We start from the raw sequence: 15871 nt of genomic DNA, 5'->3' as shown, positions 1-15871 counted from the left end.
GCCGGTGGCCGGCGCGGGGGTGGTCGCGGCGCCGGTGGCGGGGGTGGTCGCGGTACCGGTGGCCGCACCCGTCGAGGGCTGCGCGGCCGTACCACTGGCGCTCGCGGTGCCACTGGCGCTCGCCGTGCCGCGGGTGCCGCCCGCCGCGCCGCCGGAGCCGCTGAAGGCCTGCACCACGGCGACCACGCCGGCGATCAGCAGCAGCACCAGGACCGCGGCGACCACCGCGAGGCGCCGCCGGCCGGTGCGCGGGTTCGCCCCGGCGGCCTGGGTGGCGCCGAGGGTCCACTCGCCGGTCATCGGCCGCGGCACGTCCTCGGGCCCGTCGGCCGAAGCGCTGTTCGCCGACCCGCCGGACGCCGAAGCACCGGACGCCGGTCCACCGTTCGCCGAGGCAGCCGAGGCAGTCGAGGCCGCGGCACCGCCCGCGGCACCCGCCGCGCCCGCGCCCGCCGCCTCCGCCGGGAGCCGCGCCGGCTCCTCGTCCCGGGCCTTGCTGCCCACCCGGACCGTCCCGAGCAGCCCGCCCACCGGCGGCTTCTCCCGACCCTCGGTCCGCGCCTCCTTGCCGGACGCACCGGCCTTGCCGGACGGAGCAGCCGTGCCGGCCTTGCCCGCCGTGCCGCCCTTGCCCGCCTTGCCGTCCGCCGCGCCCTCGGCCAGCGGCACGGTCAGTTCGGTGGTCGACTCCGCCCGGGTGGTGGCCTCCGCGACCACCCGCCGCAGCATCGACCGGGTCTGGGAGGCGTCCAGCCGCTTGACCGGGTCCTTGTCCAGCAGCCCCTCGATCACCGGCCGCAGCGGCCCGGCGTTGAGCGGGGTGCTCAGGTCCTCGGTCATGACGGCCGTCAGGGTGGCCAGCGCCGAGCCGCGGTCGTACGGCGGCCGGCCCTCCACCATCGCGTACAGCGTGCCGCCCAGCGACCACAGGTCGGCCGGCGGGCCGGGCTTCTGGCCGCGGGCCCGCTCCGGGGATATGTACGAGGGCGCGCCGACCAGCATGCCGGTGGAGGTGACGGAGGCGTCGCCCTCCACGCTCGCGATGCCGAAGTCGGTGAGCACCGTCCGGCCGTCCGTACCGATCAGCACGTTGGACGGCTTCACGTCCCGGTGCAGGATGCCCAGCGCGTGCGCGGCGCCGAGCACGCCCAGCACGTCCAGGGCGATCTCGGCGGCGCGGCCGGGCGACAGCGGCCCGTCCTCCTTGATCACGTCCGCCAGGGAGCGGGACTCGACCAGCTCCATGACGATCCAGGGCCGGTCGTCCTCCTCGACGACGTCGAAGACGGTGACCGCCGAGTTGTGCCGGATCCGCGCGGTGGCCTTGGCCTCGCGCAGCGTGCGGGTGATCAGACGGTGCTTCTCGTCCTCCTCGACGCTGGCGTTCATCCGCAGTTCCTTGACCGCGACGACCCGTCCGAGCATCTCGTCCTCGGCCCGCCAGACGGTGCCCATGCCGCCGCGCCCGAGCACCGCGTCCAACCGGTAGCGTCCGGCCAGCAGGCGGCCGGTGGAACCCTGCGCCTCGGTCATTCGGAACGTTCCCCCATGTTGCTGCCGGCGGTCGAGGTGACGGCGCGTCGGCCCGACGCCGGGCCCGAACGCCAAGCCTCCATCATCCCCTGTCCGGGGGGCCTTCGACCACCCGCCCCCGGTCACCAGCCTCCTCGGCCCGGTGCGCGTACGGCACTCCGTGCCCGACCTGTGATCAAAACCAGCTGTCGGAGGCGTCCTCGGCGCTGCTAACGTTCGGCCGCTCACCGATCGGAAATCCCGGGGGAATCATCACATGACCACACCCGCGCCCGGCCCTGACGGCCAGTCCGGCCAGCCGTACGCCCCGCACTTCTCGGTCCCGGCCCAGCAGCAGCCGCCGGCCCCGAACGAGTACGTCGCCCCGGGCATGCCGGGCGCGCCCACCCCGTACGCCTACGCGCCGCTGCCCCCGCAGCCGGCCCGCTCGCCCAGGACCGGGGCCGCGATCGGCGCCGCCGTCGGCGCGGCGCTGGTCGGCGCGCTCGGGTACGGCTTCCTGATGAAGGCCCTGGAGCGGGAGATCTCCTACGCCGCCATCGGCCTGGCGATCCTGATCGCCTTCCCGCTGGGCAAGCTGGGCGGGCGCAACCCGCTGCTGCCGGTGGTCGGCGTGGTGCTGTCGCTGGTGGCGGTCTTCCTGGGCCAGCTCTTCGGGCTCTCGCTGATCCTCTCCAAGCTGACCGGCGCCCCGCTGGGCGAGATCTACGGCTCGTACTTCAGCGACCTCTTCAGTCTCTGGAGGGAGAGCCTGAACGCCAAGGACCTGATCTTCTACGGGGTCGGCGCGGTCGCCTGCTTCAGCGTCACCAAGAAGGTCGGCGCCGCCGACTGACCCGCCCGGCCGCGTATGACGGGACCCCCGCCGGAACGTTCCGGCGGGGGTCCCGTCATACGGTTGTCGGCGCCGCTCAGCGGTGGTGCAGCCCCGGGTTGACGGTCACCTCGACGCGCTGGAACTCCTTGAGCTCCGTGTAGCCGGTGGTGGCCATCGCGCGGCGCAGCGCGCCGAACAGGTTCATGGTGCCGTCGGGGGTGTGCGACGGGCCGGTGAGGATCTCCTCGGTGGTGCCGACCGTGCCGAGGTCGACGCGCTTGCCGCGCGGCAGCTCCTCGTGGACGGCCTCCATGCCCCAGTGGAAGCCCTTGCCGGGGGCGTCGGTGGCACGGGCCAGCGCGGCACCGATCATCACCGCGTCGGCGCCGCAGGCGACCGCCTTGGGGATGTCGCCGCTGTAGCCGACGCCGCCGTCCGCGATGACGTGGACGTAGCGGCCGCCCGACTCGTCCATGTAGTCGCGGCGGGCCGCGGCCACGTCGGCGACGGCGGTGGCCATCGGCACCTGGATGCCCAGCACGTTGCGGGTGGTGTGGGCGGCGCCGCCGCCGAAGCCGACCAGCACGCCGGCCGCGCCGGTGCGCATCAGGTGCAGCGCGGCGGTGTAGGTGGCGCAGCCGCCGACGATCACCGGGACGTCCAGCTCGTAGATGAACTGCTTGAGGTTGAGCGGCTCGGCGGCGCCGGAGACGTGCTCGGCGGAGACCGTGGTGCCTCGGATGACGAAGACGTCCACGCCGGCGTCCACGACGGCCTTGGAGAACTCGGCGGTGCGCTGCGGGGAGAGCGCGGCGGCGGTGACCACGCCGGAGTCGCGGACCTCCTGGATCCGCTGCTTGATCAGCTCGGCCCTGATCGGCGCGGCGTAGACCTCCTGCAGGCGGCGGGTCGCGGCGGCCTCGTCGGTGATCGTGGCGATCTCGTCGAGCAGCGGCTGCGGGTCCTCGTAGCGGGTCCAGAGGCCTTCCAGGTTGAGCACGCCCAGGCCGCCGAGGCGGCCGATGGCGATGGCCTGCTGCGGGGAGACCACGCTGTCCATCGGGGCGGCCAGGAACGGCAGCTCGAAGCGGTAGGCGTCGATCTGCCAGGCGATCGAGACCTCCTTCGGGTCCCGGGTACGGCGGCTGGGGACGACGGCGATGTCGTCGAAGGCGTAAGCCCGTCGGCCGCGCTTGCCTCGCCCGATCTCGATCTCGGTCACTTCGAGCCCTTCTGGTTTGTTGCTCATGCCCGCCGGGTCACCCCGGCCGCCCCCAGTATCCCGCACCCGCCCGGGGCCGCACCGCGACGCCCGGCCCGCGGACACCGGGGAGCGGGCCCCGGACGCGCGCGAGGGGCCCGCGGTCGCGGGCCCCTCGTGAGAACGCTGCCGGTGTCAGCGGCTGGTGTAGTTCGGCGCCTCGACGGTCATCTGGATGTCGTGCGGGTGGCTCTCCTTGAGGCCCGCCGAGGTGATCCGCACGAAGCGGCCCTTGCTCTCCATCTCGGCGACGGTGGCGGCGCCGACGTAGCCCATGGTCTGGCGCAGACCGCCGACCAGCTGGTGCAGCACGGCGGACAGCGGGCCGCGGTAGGGCACCTGCCCCTCGATGCCCTCGGGGACCAGCTTGTCGTCCGAGGCCACCTCGGCCTGGAAGTAACGGTCCTTGGAGTACGAGCGGCCCTGGCCGCGGGACTGCATGGCGCCCAGCGAGCCCATGCCGCGGTAGGACTTGAACTGCTTGCCGTTGATGAACTGCAGCTCGCCCGGGGACTCCTCGCAGCCGGCCAGCAGCGAGCCCAGCATGACGGTGTCGGCACCGGCGGCGAGCGCCTTGCCGATGTCGCCGGAGTACTGCAGGCCGCCGTCGCCGATGACCGGGACGCCGGCCGCGCGGCAGGCGAGCGCGGCCTCGTAGATCGCGGTGACCTGCGGGACGCCGATGCCGGCGACCACGCGGGTGGTGCAGATGGAGCCCGGGCCCACACCGACCTTGACGCCGTCCACGCCGGCGTCGATCAGCGCCTGGGCGCCGTCGCGGGTGGCGACGTTGCCGCCGACCACGTCGACCTTGACCGAGGACTTGATCTTCTCGATCCAGGACAGCGCGTTGTGGCTGTGGCCGTGCGAGGTGTCCACGACCAGGAAGTCCACGCCGACCTCGACCAGGGCCTGGGCGCGGTCGAAGGCCTCGGCGCTGGCGCCGACGGCGGCGCCGACGATCAGCCGGCCCTCGGAGTCCTTGGCGGCGTTCGGGTACTGCTCGGCCTTGACGAAGTCCTTGACCGTGATGAGGCCCTTGATCCGGCCCTCGTCGTCGACCAGCGGAAGCTTCTCGATCTTGTGGCGGCGCAGCAGGGCCATCGCGTCCACGCCGGAGATGCCGACCTTGCCGGTGATCAGCGGCATCGGGGTCATGATCTCGCGGACCTGGCGGGTGCGGTCGCTCTCGAAGGCCATGTCGCGGTTGGTGACGATGCCGAGCAGCTTGCCCGCCTCGTCCGCGATCGGCACGCCGCTGATCCGGAACTTGGCGCACAGCGCGTCGGCCTCGGCCAGGGTGGTCTCCGGGCCGACCGTGATCGGGTCGGTGACCATGCCGGACTCGGAGCGCTTCACCAGGTCGACCTGGTTGACCTGGTCCTCGACGGACAGATTGCGGTGCAGGACGCCGACGCCGCCCTGGCGGGCCATCGCGATCGCCATCCGCGACTCGGTGACCTTGTCCATCGCCGCGGAGAGCAGCGGGATGTTGACGCGCACGTTCCGGGAGACCCGCGAGGAGGTGTCGACCTGGTTCGGCAGCACCTCGGAGGCCCCGGGCAGCAGCAGGACGTCGTCGTACGTGAGCCCGAGCATGGCGAACTTCTCGGGTACGCCTGCGGCGTTGTAAGACATTTCGGGGGTACCTTCCGTGGCCGGCCTAATCCGCTCGCACCCGAGGGTGGGGGCGCGTTCATCGCTCACTCGCTCAGGCCGCCGCACCGCTCGATGCTTTGGAGGAACCTCCAGGGGAACCCCGTCCGCACCCACGAAACTTTGGCGACCCGCCCAGGCGCCGATACCCCATGGTACTGGCACTCGGAATGCGTCTCGCGTGCCCTTGACAACACCCCCCGGCCGTGCGCCATTCCACCGGCCGGAGGGACGGACCCGTACGGCGCACGGGACCGGCGCGCACGCCGCGCGGGAACGACCCGTACGGCGCACGGGATCAGGAGGATTCCTCCGCGAGCGCCCGCAGCCGGCTGAGCGCCCGGTGCTGGGCCACCCGCACCGCGCCGGGCGACATCCCGAGCACCTCGCCGGTCTCCTCGGCGGACAGCCCGGCGGCCACCCGCAGCAGCACCAGTTCGCGCTGGCGGGCCGGCAGGTTGGACAGCAGTTCCTTGGCCCAGGCGGCGTCGCTGCTGAGCAGCGCCCGCTCCTCCGGGCCGAGCGCGTCGTCGGGCAGCTCCGGCAGGTCGTCCGGCGGGATCACGGACGAGCCGGGCCCGCGCATCGCGGCCCGCTGCAGATCGGCGATCTTGTGCGCGGCGATGCCGTAGACGAAGGCCTCGAAGGGGCGCCCCTCGTCCCGGTAGCGCGGCAGCGCGCAGAGCACCGCGACGCAGACCTCCTGGGCCACGTCGTCCACGTGGTGCCGGGCGCCGCCGGGCAGCCGCACCAGCCGGCCGCGGCAGTAGCGCAGCGCCAGCGGGTGGACGTAGGCGAGCAGCGCGTCGATGGCCGGGCCCTCGCCGCGCACGGCGGCCGCGACCAGCTCGCCGACCAGGGGCGAGGAGCCGCCGGCGCCGAGCACCGGCGGACGGCCCGGACCGGCCGCGCCGGCGGACGGGCGGACGGGCTCGTCCGCGCACGACGGAGCGCGGCCCGGTCCGGAGGGTTCGGCCTCCGCCGGGTCCGCCTCGCCGGGAGCGGCGGCCTCGTCGTCACGCATCGGTCCATGGTGCCTGGTCGATCGGGAAAACGCGGCACCGCGTCCGGAGTTGTGCACCGGAACGTTATGCGCCGCGACGTCGCGCGGCGGGCCGCCGCGCGCCGGACCGCCGGGCGCCGCCGACACCTCCTGCACCGTGCCTCCCGCCCCGCCGCCGTCGCCGGCCTCGTCCGTCGCGCCGTTCGCCGAGTCTCCCGCGGCTGCGTGGTTCGCCGCGGTTCCTGTCCGCTGGTCCCCGAGGTGCTCCACCACTCCATGGTGCAACCTCGGGACCGCGACGTCACACCTGCGCGCGAACCCGGTCGCCGGCAGGACGCCGGGGCCGGCCGGGCCGCCGGTGGTCAGCGGACCAGGCCCCAGCGGAACCCCAGGGCCACCGCGTGCGCGCGGTCCGAGGCGCCGAGCTTCTTGAACAGCCGTCGGGCGTGCGTCTTGACGGTGTCCTCCGACAGGAACAGCTCCCGGCCGATCTCCGCGTTGCTGCGGCCGTGGCTCATGCCCTCCAGCACCTGGATCTCACGCGCCGTCAGCGTCGGCGCCGCGCCCATGTCGGGGCTGCGCAGCCGGCGCGGGGCGAGCCGCCAGGTCGGGTCGGCGAGGGCCTGGGTGACGGTGGCCCGCAGCTCGGCGCGCGAGGCGTCCTTGTGCAGGTACCCGCGCGCCCCGGCGGCCACCGCGAGCGCGACGCCGTCGAGGTCCTCGGCGACGGTGAGCATGATGATCCGCGCGCCGGGGTCGGCGGAGAGCAGCCGCCGGACCGTCTCCACCCCGCCGAGGCCGGGCATCCGGACGTCCATCAGGACGAGGTCGGAGCGGTCGGCCACCCAACGACGCAGGACCTCCTCCCCGTTCGTCGCGGTGGTGACCCGGTCGACGCCGGGTACGGTCGCCACCGCGCGGCGAAGCGCCTCGCGGGCGAGCGGGGAATCGTCGCAAACGAGAACGGAAGTCATGACCGTCGTCCTCCGCAGCTGATCCGCGTCACGTTGAGCCTCCTGGCTGGTACGAATCTCTCCGACACGGCCGATCGGCGACAGACTTCCGTACTGATCGCCGGTGCTTCCCCGCGATCGTTCCCGACGTCCACCGCCCGCTAACCGCCTCCGCACATCCAACGACCGTCACTCGAATGAGTTACGGCCTTCAGGGCCGTCCACCACTGTACGTGGCCAACCCATTACCGATCAGCCGCATCGCGGTGCACGCGCCGCACTTTTGTGCAGCTCGCGCGCGGTGGGCGCGCGACCCGCACGCCGGTGCGGGGCCGCACGCGCCGTCGGCCACCCGATTGCCACGCCCGGGCCTGCGGAGAACCATGCCCCACTTTGCCCGTTTTTATAGCTTTCGTATGGTCATTGACTGTTGTGCCACTCTGTGGGTGACTTGTCCATGGAGTTGCCGTAAGTCATATTTCCAGGTGTCCACACCAGCGCATCGAAGCCCCGCCGTAGCCGACGGTCCCGCCGCCGGCCGACGGCCCGCGCCGACGAGCTTCTGAAGGGAATGAGCCATGGCAGATTTCTCCCGCCTCCCCGGCCCCAACGCGGATCTCTGGGACTGGCAGCTCTCCGCCGCCTGCCGCGGAGTGGACAGCTCGCTCTTCTTCCACCCGGAGGGTGAGCGCGGGGCCGCCCGCAGCTCGCGCGAGGCGAGCGCCAAGGAGGTCTGCATGCGCTGCCCGGTGCGCACGGAGTGCGCCGCGCACGCGCTCGCGGTCCGGGAGCCGTACGGGGTCTGGGGAGGACTCACCGAGGACGAGCGCGAGGAGATGATGGGCCGCTCGCGCAACCGCATGGTCGAGGTGCCGCTGGCGATGCCGCCCAGCCTGCAGCGCTGATCACCCGCCGCGCCCGCCGTGGAGAAACGTTTCTTCGCGGCGCTTCACGCCGCCCGCGGGGCTGAACCCGACTCAGCGCTCCGCGGCCGCCCCCGCCAGCCGTTCCAGCATCAGCGCCACCGCCGGCACCTCGGCGAGGTCCGGGAGGGTCAGCGCGACCACCTGCCGCACCGCCGGCGCCCCCGAGGCGGTCCGCAGCGGCACCGCCGACACGCCGTCAGGCCGTACCGAGGACAGGGCCAGGCCCGGCAGCACGGCCACCCCCAGCCCGGCCGCCACCAGGCCGACCACCGCCGGGTAGTCGTCCGTCGCGAAGTCGATCCGGGGCTCGAAGCCCGCCCCCGCGCACAGCTCCACCAGGTGCCCCCGGCACTGCGGACACCCCGCGATCCACTGCTCCCCCGCCAGCTCGGCCAGCCCCACCGGCACGCCGTCGCCGCGCCCCGCCCGCGGGTGCGCGGCCGGCAGCAGGGCCACCAGCGGGTCGTCCAGCAGCGGGGTGGCCACCAGATCGGACCAGTCGGTGACCGCCGTCAGCTGCTGGGCCTCCAGGTTGGCCTCCGCCCGCGCCTCGCGCGGGGTGCCGTGCCCGGGCACCGGCAGCGCGGCGGCGCCCGCCGAGCCCGGGTAGCGGAAGGCCAGCGCGACCTCGCACTCCCCGCCGCGCAGCATCGCCAGCGACTCCGGCGGCTCGGCCTCGACCAGCGACACGCGGACCCCCGGATGGCTGTCCCGCAGCCGGGCGACGGCCGGCGGCACCAGGGTGGAGCTCGCGGTCGGGAAGGACACCAGCCGCACCCGTCCGGCCCGCAGCCCGGCGATCGCCGCGACCTCCTCCTCGGCGGCGCAGAGCCCGGCCAGGATCCCGGTGGCGTGCTTGAGCAGCACCCGTCCGGCCTCGCTCAGCTGCATCCCGCGGCCCGAGCGGACCACCAGCGGGGTGTCCACGGACTTCTCCAGGGCCTTCATCTGCTGGCTGACGGCGGGCTGGGTGCAGCCCAGTTCCCGGGCCGCGGCGGAGAAGGAGCCGGTGCGGGCGACCGCACGCAGGACGCGCAGATGGCGGGCCTCGATCATGCCTCAGTTATAAGGCAATCTTTGCGTAGCGCAAAATTCCACTGATGGTTGAAGACTGGAGCACCGCCCCACGCCGGAGGCCCGGCCGCGCCCCCGAGGGGTGCGGCCGGGCCTCCGGTCAGCCGTTCGGCGTCAGTGCGAGTGGCCGTGACCGTGGGAGTGGCCGTGACCGTTGTCGGCCTCCTCCTCCTTCTTCTCCACCACGAGGGTCTCGGTGGTGAGCAGCAGGGAGGCGATCGAGGCCGCGTTCTCCAGGGCGGAGCGGGTGACCTTGACCGGGTCGATGACGCCGGCCTTCACCAGGTCGCCGTACTCGCCGGTGGCGGCGTTGTAGCCCTGGCCGAGCTCCAGCTCCGAGACCTTGGAGGTGATGACGTAACCCTCCAGGCCGGCGTTCTGGGCGATCCAGCGCAGCGGCTCGTGCAGCGCCTTGCGGACGACCGCGACACCGGTCGCCTCGTCGCCCGAGAGGCCCAGGCCGCCGTCCAGCACCTTGGCGGCGTGGACCAGGGAGGCGCCACCGCCGGCGACGATGCCCTCCTCGACCGCGGCGCGGGTCGCCGAGATGGCGTCCTCCAGGCGGTGCTTGCGCTCCTTCAGCTCCACCTCGGTGGCGGCGCCGACCTTGATGACGCAGACGCCGCCGGCCAGCTTGGCCAGGCGCTCCTGCAGCTTCTCGCGGTCCCAGTCGGAGTCCGTGTTGGCGATCTCGCCCTTGATCTGGGCGACCCGGCCCGCGACGGCCTCGCTGTCACCGGCGCCGTCGACGATGGTGGTCTCGTCCTTGGTGATGGTCACGCGGCGGGCGGTGCCCAGCACGTCCAGACCGGCCTGGTCGAGCTTGAGGCCGACCTCCTCGGAGATGACCGTGCCGCCGGTCAGGACGGCCAGGTCGGCGAGGATCGCCTTGCGGCGGTCACCGAAGCCCGGGGCCTTGACGGCGACCGCGTTGAAGGTGCCGCGGATCTTGTTCACCACGAGGGTGGACAGCGCCTCGCCGTCGACGTCCTCGGCGATGATCAGCAGCGGCTTGGAGGCGCCGCCCTGCAGGATCTTCTCCAGCAGCGGGAGCAGCTCCTGGATGGAGGAGATCTTGCCCTGGTTGATCAGGATGTACGGGTCCTCCAGGACCGCCTCCTGACGCTCCGCGTCGGTCACGAAGTACGGCGACAGGTAGCCCTTGTCGAACTGCATGCCCTCGGTGAAGTCCAGCTCCACGCCGAAGGTGTTCGACTCCTCGACGGTGATGACACCGTCCTTGCCGACCTTGTCGATCGCCTCGGCGATCAGCTCGCCGACCTGCGAGTCCTGGGCGCTGAGGGCGGCGACGGCGGAGATGTCGTCCTTGCCCTCCACCTCGCGGGCGACCGACAGCAGGTGCTCGGAGACGGCGGCGACGGCCTTGTCGATGCCCTTCTTCAGGGCGGCCGGGCCGGCGCCGGCGGCGACGTTGCGCAGACCCTCGTTCACCAGGGCCTGGGCCAGCACGGTGGCGGTGGTGGTGCCGTCACCCGCGACGTCGTTGGTCTTGGTGGCGACCTCCTTGACGAGCTGCGCGCCAAGGTTCTCGTACGGGTCGTCCAGCTCGACCTCACGGGCGATGGTGACACCGTCGTTGGTGATGGTCGGGGCGCCGAACTTCTTGTCGATGACGACGTTGCGGCCCTTGGGGCCGATGGTCACCTTGACGGTGTCGGCCAGCTTGTTGACACCGCGCTCCAGCGAGCGGCGGGCGTCCTCGTCGAACTGCAGGATCTTCGCCATGTTCCCTATTCCCTCGGGGCTGCGGCCGGCACGACGGCCGCCGAACTACGTGAACCAACAACCACGCCCCGGGCCCCTGTCACTCGGGACACGGATCCGGGGCGGGCTGGAACGACTTACTTCTCGATGATGGCGAGAACGTCGCGCGCCGAGAGGACCAGGTACTCCTCGCCCTGGTACTTCACCTCGGTGCCGCCGTACTTCGAGTACAGGACGATGTCACCGACGGCGACGTCGAGCGGCAGACGCTGGCCGTCCTCGAAGCGGCCCGGGCCGACGGCCAGGACGACGCCCTCCTGGGGCTTCTCCTTGGCGGTGTCCGGGATAACCAGGCCGGAGGCCGTGGTGGTCTCGGCGTCGAGCGGCTGGACCACGATGCGGTCCTCGAGCGGCTTGATGGCAACCTTGCTGCTGGTGGTCACGTCCGAGCTCCCCTTCGGAGATTACGGGGTTTTCTAACGGGTAGGTGGCGAACCTGCGGGCCTGCCGTCGCGGGGGTCAGACACACGTCTTCGCGTTAGCACTCCCACCGTGGGGAGTGCCAAGGACGACCATAGGCCGGTGTTAGCACTCAGTCAACCAGAGTGCCAACGGAGCCGTCCGGCGTTTCGGATCCCGGACGCCCGCGCCGCCCCCGCCGGACGCCCGCGCGGACCCCCGCCGCACGACCGCGCCCCGCGCCCTGAGCGGGGAGAATGGCCCCGTGGAGACCGACACCCTGCAGCCCCTGCTGACCCCCGAGGGCCAAGCCCTCCTCGCCGAACTGCGCGAGTTCACCCCCGAGGAGGAGCTCGCGCTGGCCACCCGGCTGCGCCGCGGGCACCCGGCCGAGCTGGTCTCCGCCGCCTTCGGGCAGGCCAGGCTGCGCCAGCGGGCCCGCGCGAAGTTCGGCGCGGACGCCGACCTGATGTACTTCACGCCCAACGGCGTCGAGCAGTCCACCCGCCGCGAGGTCGCCGAGTGGCGCGCCCGCCGCTTCGCCGCACTCGGCGTCCGGCGGCTGGCGGACCTCTGCTGCGGGATCGGCGGGGACGTCCTGGCGCTGGCCCGGGCCGGCATCGAGGTGCTGGCCGTGGACCGCGACCCGGCCGCCTGCGCCGCCGTCGCCGCGAACGCCGCCGCGCTGGGCCTGGCCGACCTGGTCGAGGTGCGCTGCGCGGACGTCGCCGAGGTGGACGTCACCGGCTACGACGCGGTGTTCACCGACCCGGCCCGGCGCACCGCGCGCGGCCGGGTGTTCGACCCGGAGGCGTACACCCCGCCGCTGTCCTGGGCGATCGAGGCGGGCCGGCGCACCCCCGTCGGCGCGCTCAAGGTGGCCCCGGGCATCCCCCACGAGGCCGTACCGGCGGACGCCGAGGCCGAGTGGGTCTCCGACCACGGCGACGTCAAGGAGGCCGTGCTCTGGTTCGGCACGAAGGCCGGCCACCCGCACCGCGCCACCCTGCTGCCGCACGGCGACTCGCTCACCGGCGGCACCCTGCCCGACCCACCGGCCGGGCCGGTCGGGCGCTACCTGTACGAGCCGGACGGCGCGGTGATCCGCGCCCACCTGGTCGCCGAGGTCGCCGAGCGGGTGAACGGCCGGCTGATCGACCCGAAGATCGCCTACCTGACCTCCGACGAGCTGGTCGCCACGCCGTACGCGCACGCCTTCGAGCTGACCGACGTGCTGCCGTTCAACATCAAGAAGCTGAAGGCGCTGCTGCGCGAGCGGGCGGTCGGCACGGTGGTGATCAAGAAGCGCGGGATGGCGATCACCCCCGAGGAGCTCCGCCGCCAGCTGCGGCCCGGCGGGCCGAACAGCACCACGGTGATCCTCAGCCGCACCGACCACGGCCCGCTGATGATGCTCGGCCGGCCGGTGACGCGTCCTCAGGACTGAGGCGGGCCCGTCCGGCTCAGCCCTGAGGCGGGCCCGTCCGGGGACGACGCTCAGGGGGCCTGGACGTAGTCCTCCAGCCGGGCCACCGAGAAGCCCTGCTCCTGGATACGGGCGAGCAGTTCGCCGAACATCTGCGTCATCGTCTCGCCCTTGAGGTCCTTCGGGCCCCGGAAGTGCGCGAGCACGATGTCACCGGGCTTCAGCTTCCGGTCGGCCGCCTGGTACTGCATGTCGTGGATCTGCATCGACTCGCGCCACAGCACGATCGCCCGCGGCCCGCACTGCTGCACGGTGGTGTTGAGCTGCGGTGTGTGCGCGCCGTCCCCGTACGGCGGGCGGAACAGCAGCGGCGCGGTGCCGTACTGCTGGGTCAGCGCGGCCTGGGCGTCGCAGACCTCGGCCCGCTGCTTCTCCGGGGAGACCCTGCTGAGCTGGGCGTGGTCGGAGGTGTGGTTGTGGACGTGGTTGCCGAGCGCCTGCAGCTTCTTGAAGTAGCCGTAGTCGTCCTTGACGATGTCCCGGGTCAGGAACATCGACACCGGCACCTTGAGGTCGGTCAGCATCTCGACGAACCGCGGGTCCTTCTCGGCGCCGTCGTCGATGGTGATGAAGACGACCCTGTCCGGGGTGGGGACGTCGCTGAACACCGGCACCGGGCCGGTCCGGGCCAGCTTGACCGGCTTGTCGGCGGGCGCGGGCGGGGCCGGCGGCAGCGGCTTGAGGTTCCACTTCGCCCAGGCGGCCGCGTCGGCCGCCGGGGCGGAGGGCGCCCCCGGGGCGGTGGTGGGCGCGGGCGCCGGCGCCGGGCCGCCCGCCGTGGCGGCGGTCGCGGCGGCCGTGGACGGCCCGGCGGACCCGCCGCCCCCGTCCCCGCCGCACCCGGTGACGGTCGCCAGCAGGGCCAGTACCCCCGCCGCGCACGCCCTCGTCCTGCCCCGCCCGTACGTCCCCACCGCGCCGTGCCCCCCGCTCCCGTTGCGTCGCCTCTCAGCTATGCACGGTAACGGTCAGGTGTTCGGTTCCCGGACGGCGGCCCCGGGGCCCGTCCGGCCGGCCCTACTCCACGTGCTCGCTGGTGAACGACCACCGGTGCACCGGACGGCCGAGCAGCCCGGCGGGGGGCTCGGGCACCGGTACGGGCTCGCCGGACCACCAGGTGATCAGCAGCACCCGCTCCCCCGGCGCCGCGAACAGCTCGGTGCGCTCCAGCCCGGCCGAGCCGCGCAGCCCGGGCAGCGCGACCCCGCGCACCCAGGCCGACAGCTCGGCGGCCCGCCCGTCCGCGGCCCGGGCCTCCCACATCGCCGCGGTGGTGGTCACCCCCGGCCGCCGGTCAGCGCGTCGTACGCCTGCCCGTGGAAGTCCGTGTGCGGGACGTGGACGTCGGTGACGGGCAGCGAGGAGTCCGCCGACAGGTCGAAGGAGGACGGCGCACGGTCGCGCCAGACCATCTCGGAGCCGAGCGCGGCGACCATCGCGCCGTTGTCGGTGCACAGGCCCGGACGCGGCACCCGCAACCGGATGCCCGCCCGGTCGCAGCGCTGCTGGGCCATCTCGCGCAGCCGCGAGTTGGCCGCCACCCCGCCGCCGATCATCAGGTGGTCGACGCCGTTGTCCTTGCACGCCTTGACGGCCTTGCGGGTGAGCACGTCGGTCACCGCCTCCTGGAAGGACGCGGCCACGTCGGCGATCGGCACCTCCTCGCCGGCCCGCCGCTTGGCCTCCACCCAGCGGGCGACGGCGGTCTTCAGGCCGGAGAAGGAGAAGTCGTACTCCGGGTCCTTGGGGCCGCTCAGGCCGCGCGGGAAGGCGATCGCCTTCCGGTCGCCCTCGCGGGCGGTGCGGTCGACCACCGGGCCGCCGGGGAAGCCCAGGCCGAGCACCCGGGCGACCTTGTCGAAGGCCTCGCCGGCCGCGTCGTCGATGGTCGCGCCGAGCGGGCGCACATCGGTGGTGATGTCCTCGCTGAGCAGCAGCGAGGAGTGGCCGCCGGAGACCAGCAGCGCCATCGTCGGGGAGGGCAGCCGTCCGTGCTCCAGCTGGTCCACGCAGATGTGCGAGGCGAGGTGGTTGACCCCGTACAGCGGCTTGTCCAGCGCCCACGCGTACGCCTTGGCGGCGCTCACGCCGACCAGCAGCGCGCCGGCCAGGCCGGGGCCCGCGGTGACCGCGATGCCGTCCAGGTCGGTGGCCTTGATCCCGGCGGTGTCCAGGGCGCGCTGGATGGTCGGGACCATCGCCTCCAGGTGCGCGCGGCTGGCGATCTCGGGCACCACGCCGCCGAAGCGGGCGTGGTCGTTGACGCTGGAGGCGACCGCGTCGGCAAGCAGGGTGGTGCCGCGCACGATGCCGACACCGGTCTCGTCGCAGGAGGTCTCGATGCCGAGGACGAGCGGTTCGTCAGCCATGGCGGGTGTCCTTAAGGTCCTTCACGTCCAGTTGCGGGTGGTCGAGGCGCATCACCAGCGCGTCGACGTTGGCGGGCTGGTAGTAGCCGCGCCGGATGCCGACCGGTTCGAAGCCGAAGCGCTCGTACAGCCGTTGGGCCCTCGGGTTGTCCACCCGGACCTCCAGCAGCACTTCGGCGCAGCCCCGGCGGGCGGCCTCCCGGATCAGGTCGGCGAGCAGCTCCGCGCCGAGGCCGGCGCCCTGGTGGCGCTCGTCGACGGCGATGGTCTGCACGTCGCCCTCGCCGGCCACGGCCATCAGCCCGGCGTAGCCGACGACCGCGCCGTCGGCGGCGGTGGCGACGGTGTAGTGGCGGGTGCCGCCGGGGTGGGCCTCGGCGAGCTCGGACCAGAACATGCCGGCGGACCAGGCGTCCTCCGGGAAGAGCCGCAGCTCCAGGCCGAGCACCGGATCGATGTCCCACCAGCGCATCGGCCGCAGGGTCACCGTGCTCACGTGGGGAGCACCGCCTTACCGTGCCCTCTATTTGCCCTTTATCCCCATTGTGCCGGATTAGAATTGGAAAGACTGACCTCCGCATCCCCGAAGCGACGGGATCGACGTCGATC

At 73.2% G+C, this 15871-nt stretch carries 15 protein-coding genes; 3 read left to right on the top strand and 12 right to left on the bottom strand.

Features of this window, described 5'->3' with window-relative positions; genetic code table 11:
* Positions 1 to 1533 (bottom strand): serine/threonine-protein kinase (locus ACWEQL_RS34030; protein WP_452154242.1); only part of this gene is annotated, 1533 nt, incomplete at its 3' end.
* 256 nt (positions 1534 to 1789) lie between these two features.
* Between ACWEQL_RS34030 and ACWEQL_RS34025 the strand changes: the two genes are divergently transcribed.
* Positions 1790 to 2368 carry a hypothetical protein gene (locus ACWEQL_RS34025; RefSeq protein WP_452154241.1) on the top strand — a complete coding sequence of 193 codons (579 nt, stop codon included), beginning with the start codon at positions 1790 to 1792 and terminating at the stop codon, positions 2366 to 2368.
* A 76-nt stretch (positions 2369 to 2444) separates the two neighbouring features.
* Here ACWEQL_RS34025 and ACWEQL_RS34020 read toward each other — a convergent pair whose 3' ends face one another.
* The 4 genes from ACWEQL_RS34020 to ACWEQL_RS34005 form a co-directional block, all read right to left on the bottom strand.
* Positions 2445 to 3572 (bottom strand): GuaB3 family IMP dehydrogenase-related protein, encoded by a 1128-nt coding sequence (locus ACWEQL_RS34020; protein ID WP_452154245.1) that lies wholly within the window; start codon positions 3570 to 3572, stop codon positions 2445 to 2447.
* Between the two features lie 174 nt (positions 3573 to 3746).
* The gene (gene guaB, locus ACWEQL_RS34015) at positions 3747 to 5249 is read right to left on the bottom strand and encodes an IMP dehydrogenase (RefSeq protein ID WP_452154240.1); all 1503 of its coding nucleotides are present in this window, start codon (positions 5247 to 5249) and stop codon (positions 3747 to 3749) included.
* Positions 5250 to 5565: 316 nt separating this feature from the next.
* Entirely contained in the window at positions 5566 to 6291 is a 726-nt protein-coding gene (shbA, locus tag ACWEQL_RS34010) for an RNA polymerase sigma factor ShbA (protein ID WP_452154239.1), read from the bottom strand.
* A 341-nt stretch (positions 6292 to 6632) separates the two neighbouring features.
* Positions 6633 to 7244, bottom strand: coding sequence for a response regulator transcription factor (locus ACWEQL_RS34005; protein WP_014136228.1), 612 nt, complete (start codon positions 7242 to 7244; stop codon positions 6633 to 6635).
* A gap of 557 nt (positions 7245 to 7801) precedes the next feature.
* Here ACWEQL_RS34005 and ACWEQL_RS34000 point away from each other — a divergent pair.
* Positions 7802 to 8128 carry a WhiB family transcriptional regulator gene (locus ACWEQL_RS34000; protein WP_452154238.1) on the top strand — a complete coding sequence of 109 codons (327 nt, stop codon included), beginning with the start codon at positions 7802 to 7804 and terminating at the stop codon, positions 8126 to 8128.
* 72 nt (positions 8129 to 8200) lie between these two features.
* Here the strand turns inward: ACWEQL_RS34000 and ACWEQL_RS33995 are convergent, their stop codons facing one another.
* From ACWEQL_RS33995 to groES, 3 genes are all read right to left on the bottom strand, one after another.
* Positions 8201 to 9205 (bottom strand): LysR family transcriptional regulator, encoded by a 1005-nt coding sequence (locus tag ACWEQL_RS33995; RefSeq protein ID WP_452154237.1) that lies wholly within the window; start codon positions 9203 to 9205, stop codon positions 8201 to 8203.
* 132 nt (positions 9206 to 9337) lie between these two features.
* A complete protein-coding gene (gene groL, locus ACWEQL_RS33990) occupies positions 9338 to 10969 on the bottom strand; it encodes a chaperonin GroEL (RefSeq protein ID WP_452154236.1) in 1632 nt (543 codons plus the stop codon).
* Between the two features lie 116 nt (positions 10970 to 11085).
* On the bottom strand, positions 11086 to 11391 hold the full coding sequence (gene groES, locus ACWEQL_RS33985) for a co-chaperone GroES (RefSeq protein WP_014136232.1): 306 nt from the start codon (positions 11389 to 11391) through the stop codon (positions 11086 to 11088).
* Positions 11392 to 11651: 260 nt separating this feature from the next.
* On the opposite strand from groES, the gene ACWEQL_RS33980 reads away from it, so the two are divergent.
* Positions 11652 to 12854: a THUMP-like domain-containing protein gene (locus tag ACWEQL_RS33980; protein ID WP_452154244.1), complete on the top strand. Its 1203-nt coding sequence runs from the start codon at positions 11652 to 11654 to the stop codon at positions 12852 to 12854.
* A 50-nt stretch (positions 12855 to 12904) separates the two neighbouring features.
* On the opposite strand, the gene ACWEQL_RS33975 is transcribed toward ACWEQL_RS33980, so the two are convergent.
* From ACWEQL_RS33975 to rimI, 4 genes are all read right to left on the bottom strand, one after another.
* A complete protein-coding gene (locus ACWEQL_RS33975) occupies positions 12905 to 13807 on the bottom strand; it encodes a polysaccharide deacetylase family protein (RefSeq protein ID WP_452154235.1) in 903 nt (300 codons plus the stop codon).
* A gap of 103 nt (positions 13808 to 13910) precedes the next feature.
* On the bottom strand, positions 13911 to 14174 hold the full coding sequence (locus ACWEQL_RS33970; protein ID WP_452154234.1) for a hypothetical protein: 264 nt from the start codon (positions 14172 to 14174) through the stop codon (positions 13911 to 13913).
* Complete coding sequence (gene tsaD, locus ACWEQL_RS33965) at positions 14171 to 15262, bottom strand: tRNA (adenosine(37)-N6)-threonylcarbamoyltransferase complex transferase subunit TsaD (protein ID WP_452154233.1); 1092 nt, start codon at positions 15260 to 15262, stop codon at positions 14171 to 14173. The genes ACWEQL_RS33970 and tsaD overlap by 4 nt, the downstream gene beginning before the upstream one ends.
* On the bottom strand, positions 15255 to 15734 hold the full coding sequence (rimI, locus tag ACWEQL_RS33960) for a ribosomal protein S18-alanine N-acetyltransferase (RefSeq protein WP_452154243.1): 480 nt from the start codon (positions 15732 to 15734) through the stop codon (positions 15255 to 15257). Before rimI ends, tsaD begins: the two co-directional genes overlap by 8 nt.
* Between the last annotated feature and the right edge of the window lie 137 nt (positions 15735 to 15871).

Source organism: Kitasatospora sp. NPDC004240, assembly GCF_053603215.1.
Note: the sequence above shows the minus strand (reverse complement) of the source record. Positions and strands in the feature narration are given on the sequence as shown.

Coding starts and splice junctions, on each gene's coding strand:
- ACWEQL_RS34005 (WP_014136228.1), bottom strand. CDS start 7,244: ATGACTTCCGTTCTCGTTTGCGACGATTCCCCGCTCGCCCGCGAGGCG.
- groL (WP_452154236.1), bottom strand. CDS start 10,969: ATGGCGAAGATCCTGCAGTTCGACGAGGACGCCCGCCGCTCGCTGGAG.
- guaB (WP_452154240.1), bottom strand. CDS start 5,249: ATGTCTTACAACGCCGCAGGCGTACCCGAGAAGTTCGCCATGCTCGGG.
- shbA (WP_452154239.1), bottom strand. CDS start 6,291: ATGCGTGACGACGAGGCCGCCGCTCCCGGCGAGGCGGACCCGGCGGAG.
- tsaD (WP_452154233.1), bottom strand. CDS start 15,262: ATGGCTGACGAACCGCTCGTCCTCGGCATCGAGACCTCCTGCGACGAG.
- rimI (WP_452154243.1), bottom strand. CDS start 15,734: ATGCGCTGGTGGGACATCGATCCGGTGCTCGGCCTGGAGCTGCGGCTC.
- ACWEQL_RS33995 (WP_452154237.1), bottom strand. CDS start 9,205: ATGATCGAGGCCCGCCATCTGCGCGTCCTGCGTGCGGTCGCCCGCACC.
- ACWEQL_RS34025 (WP_452154241.1), top strand. CDS start 1,790: ATGACCACACCCGCGCCCGGCCCTGACGGCCAGTCCGGCCAGCCGTAC.
- ACWEQL_RS34000 (WP_452154238.1), top strand. CDS start 7,802: ATGGCAGATTTCTCCCGCCTCCCCGGCCCCAACGCGGATCTCTGGGAC.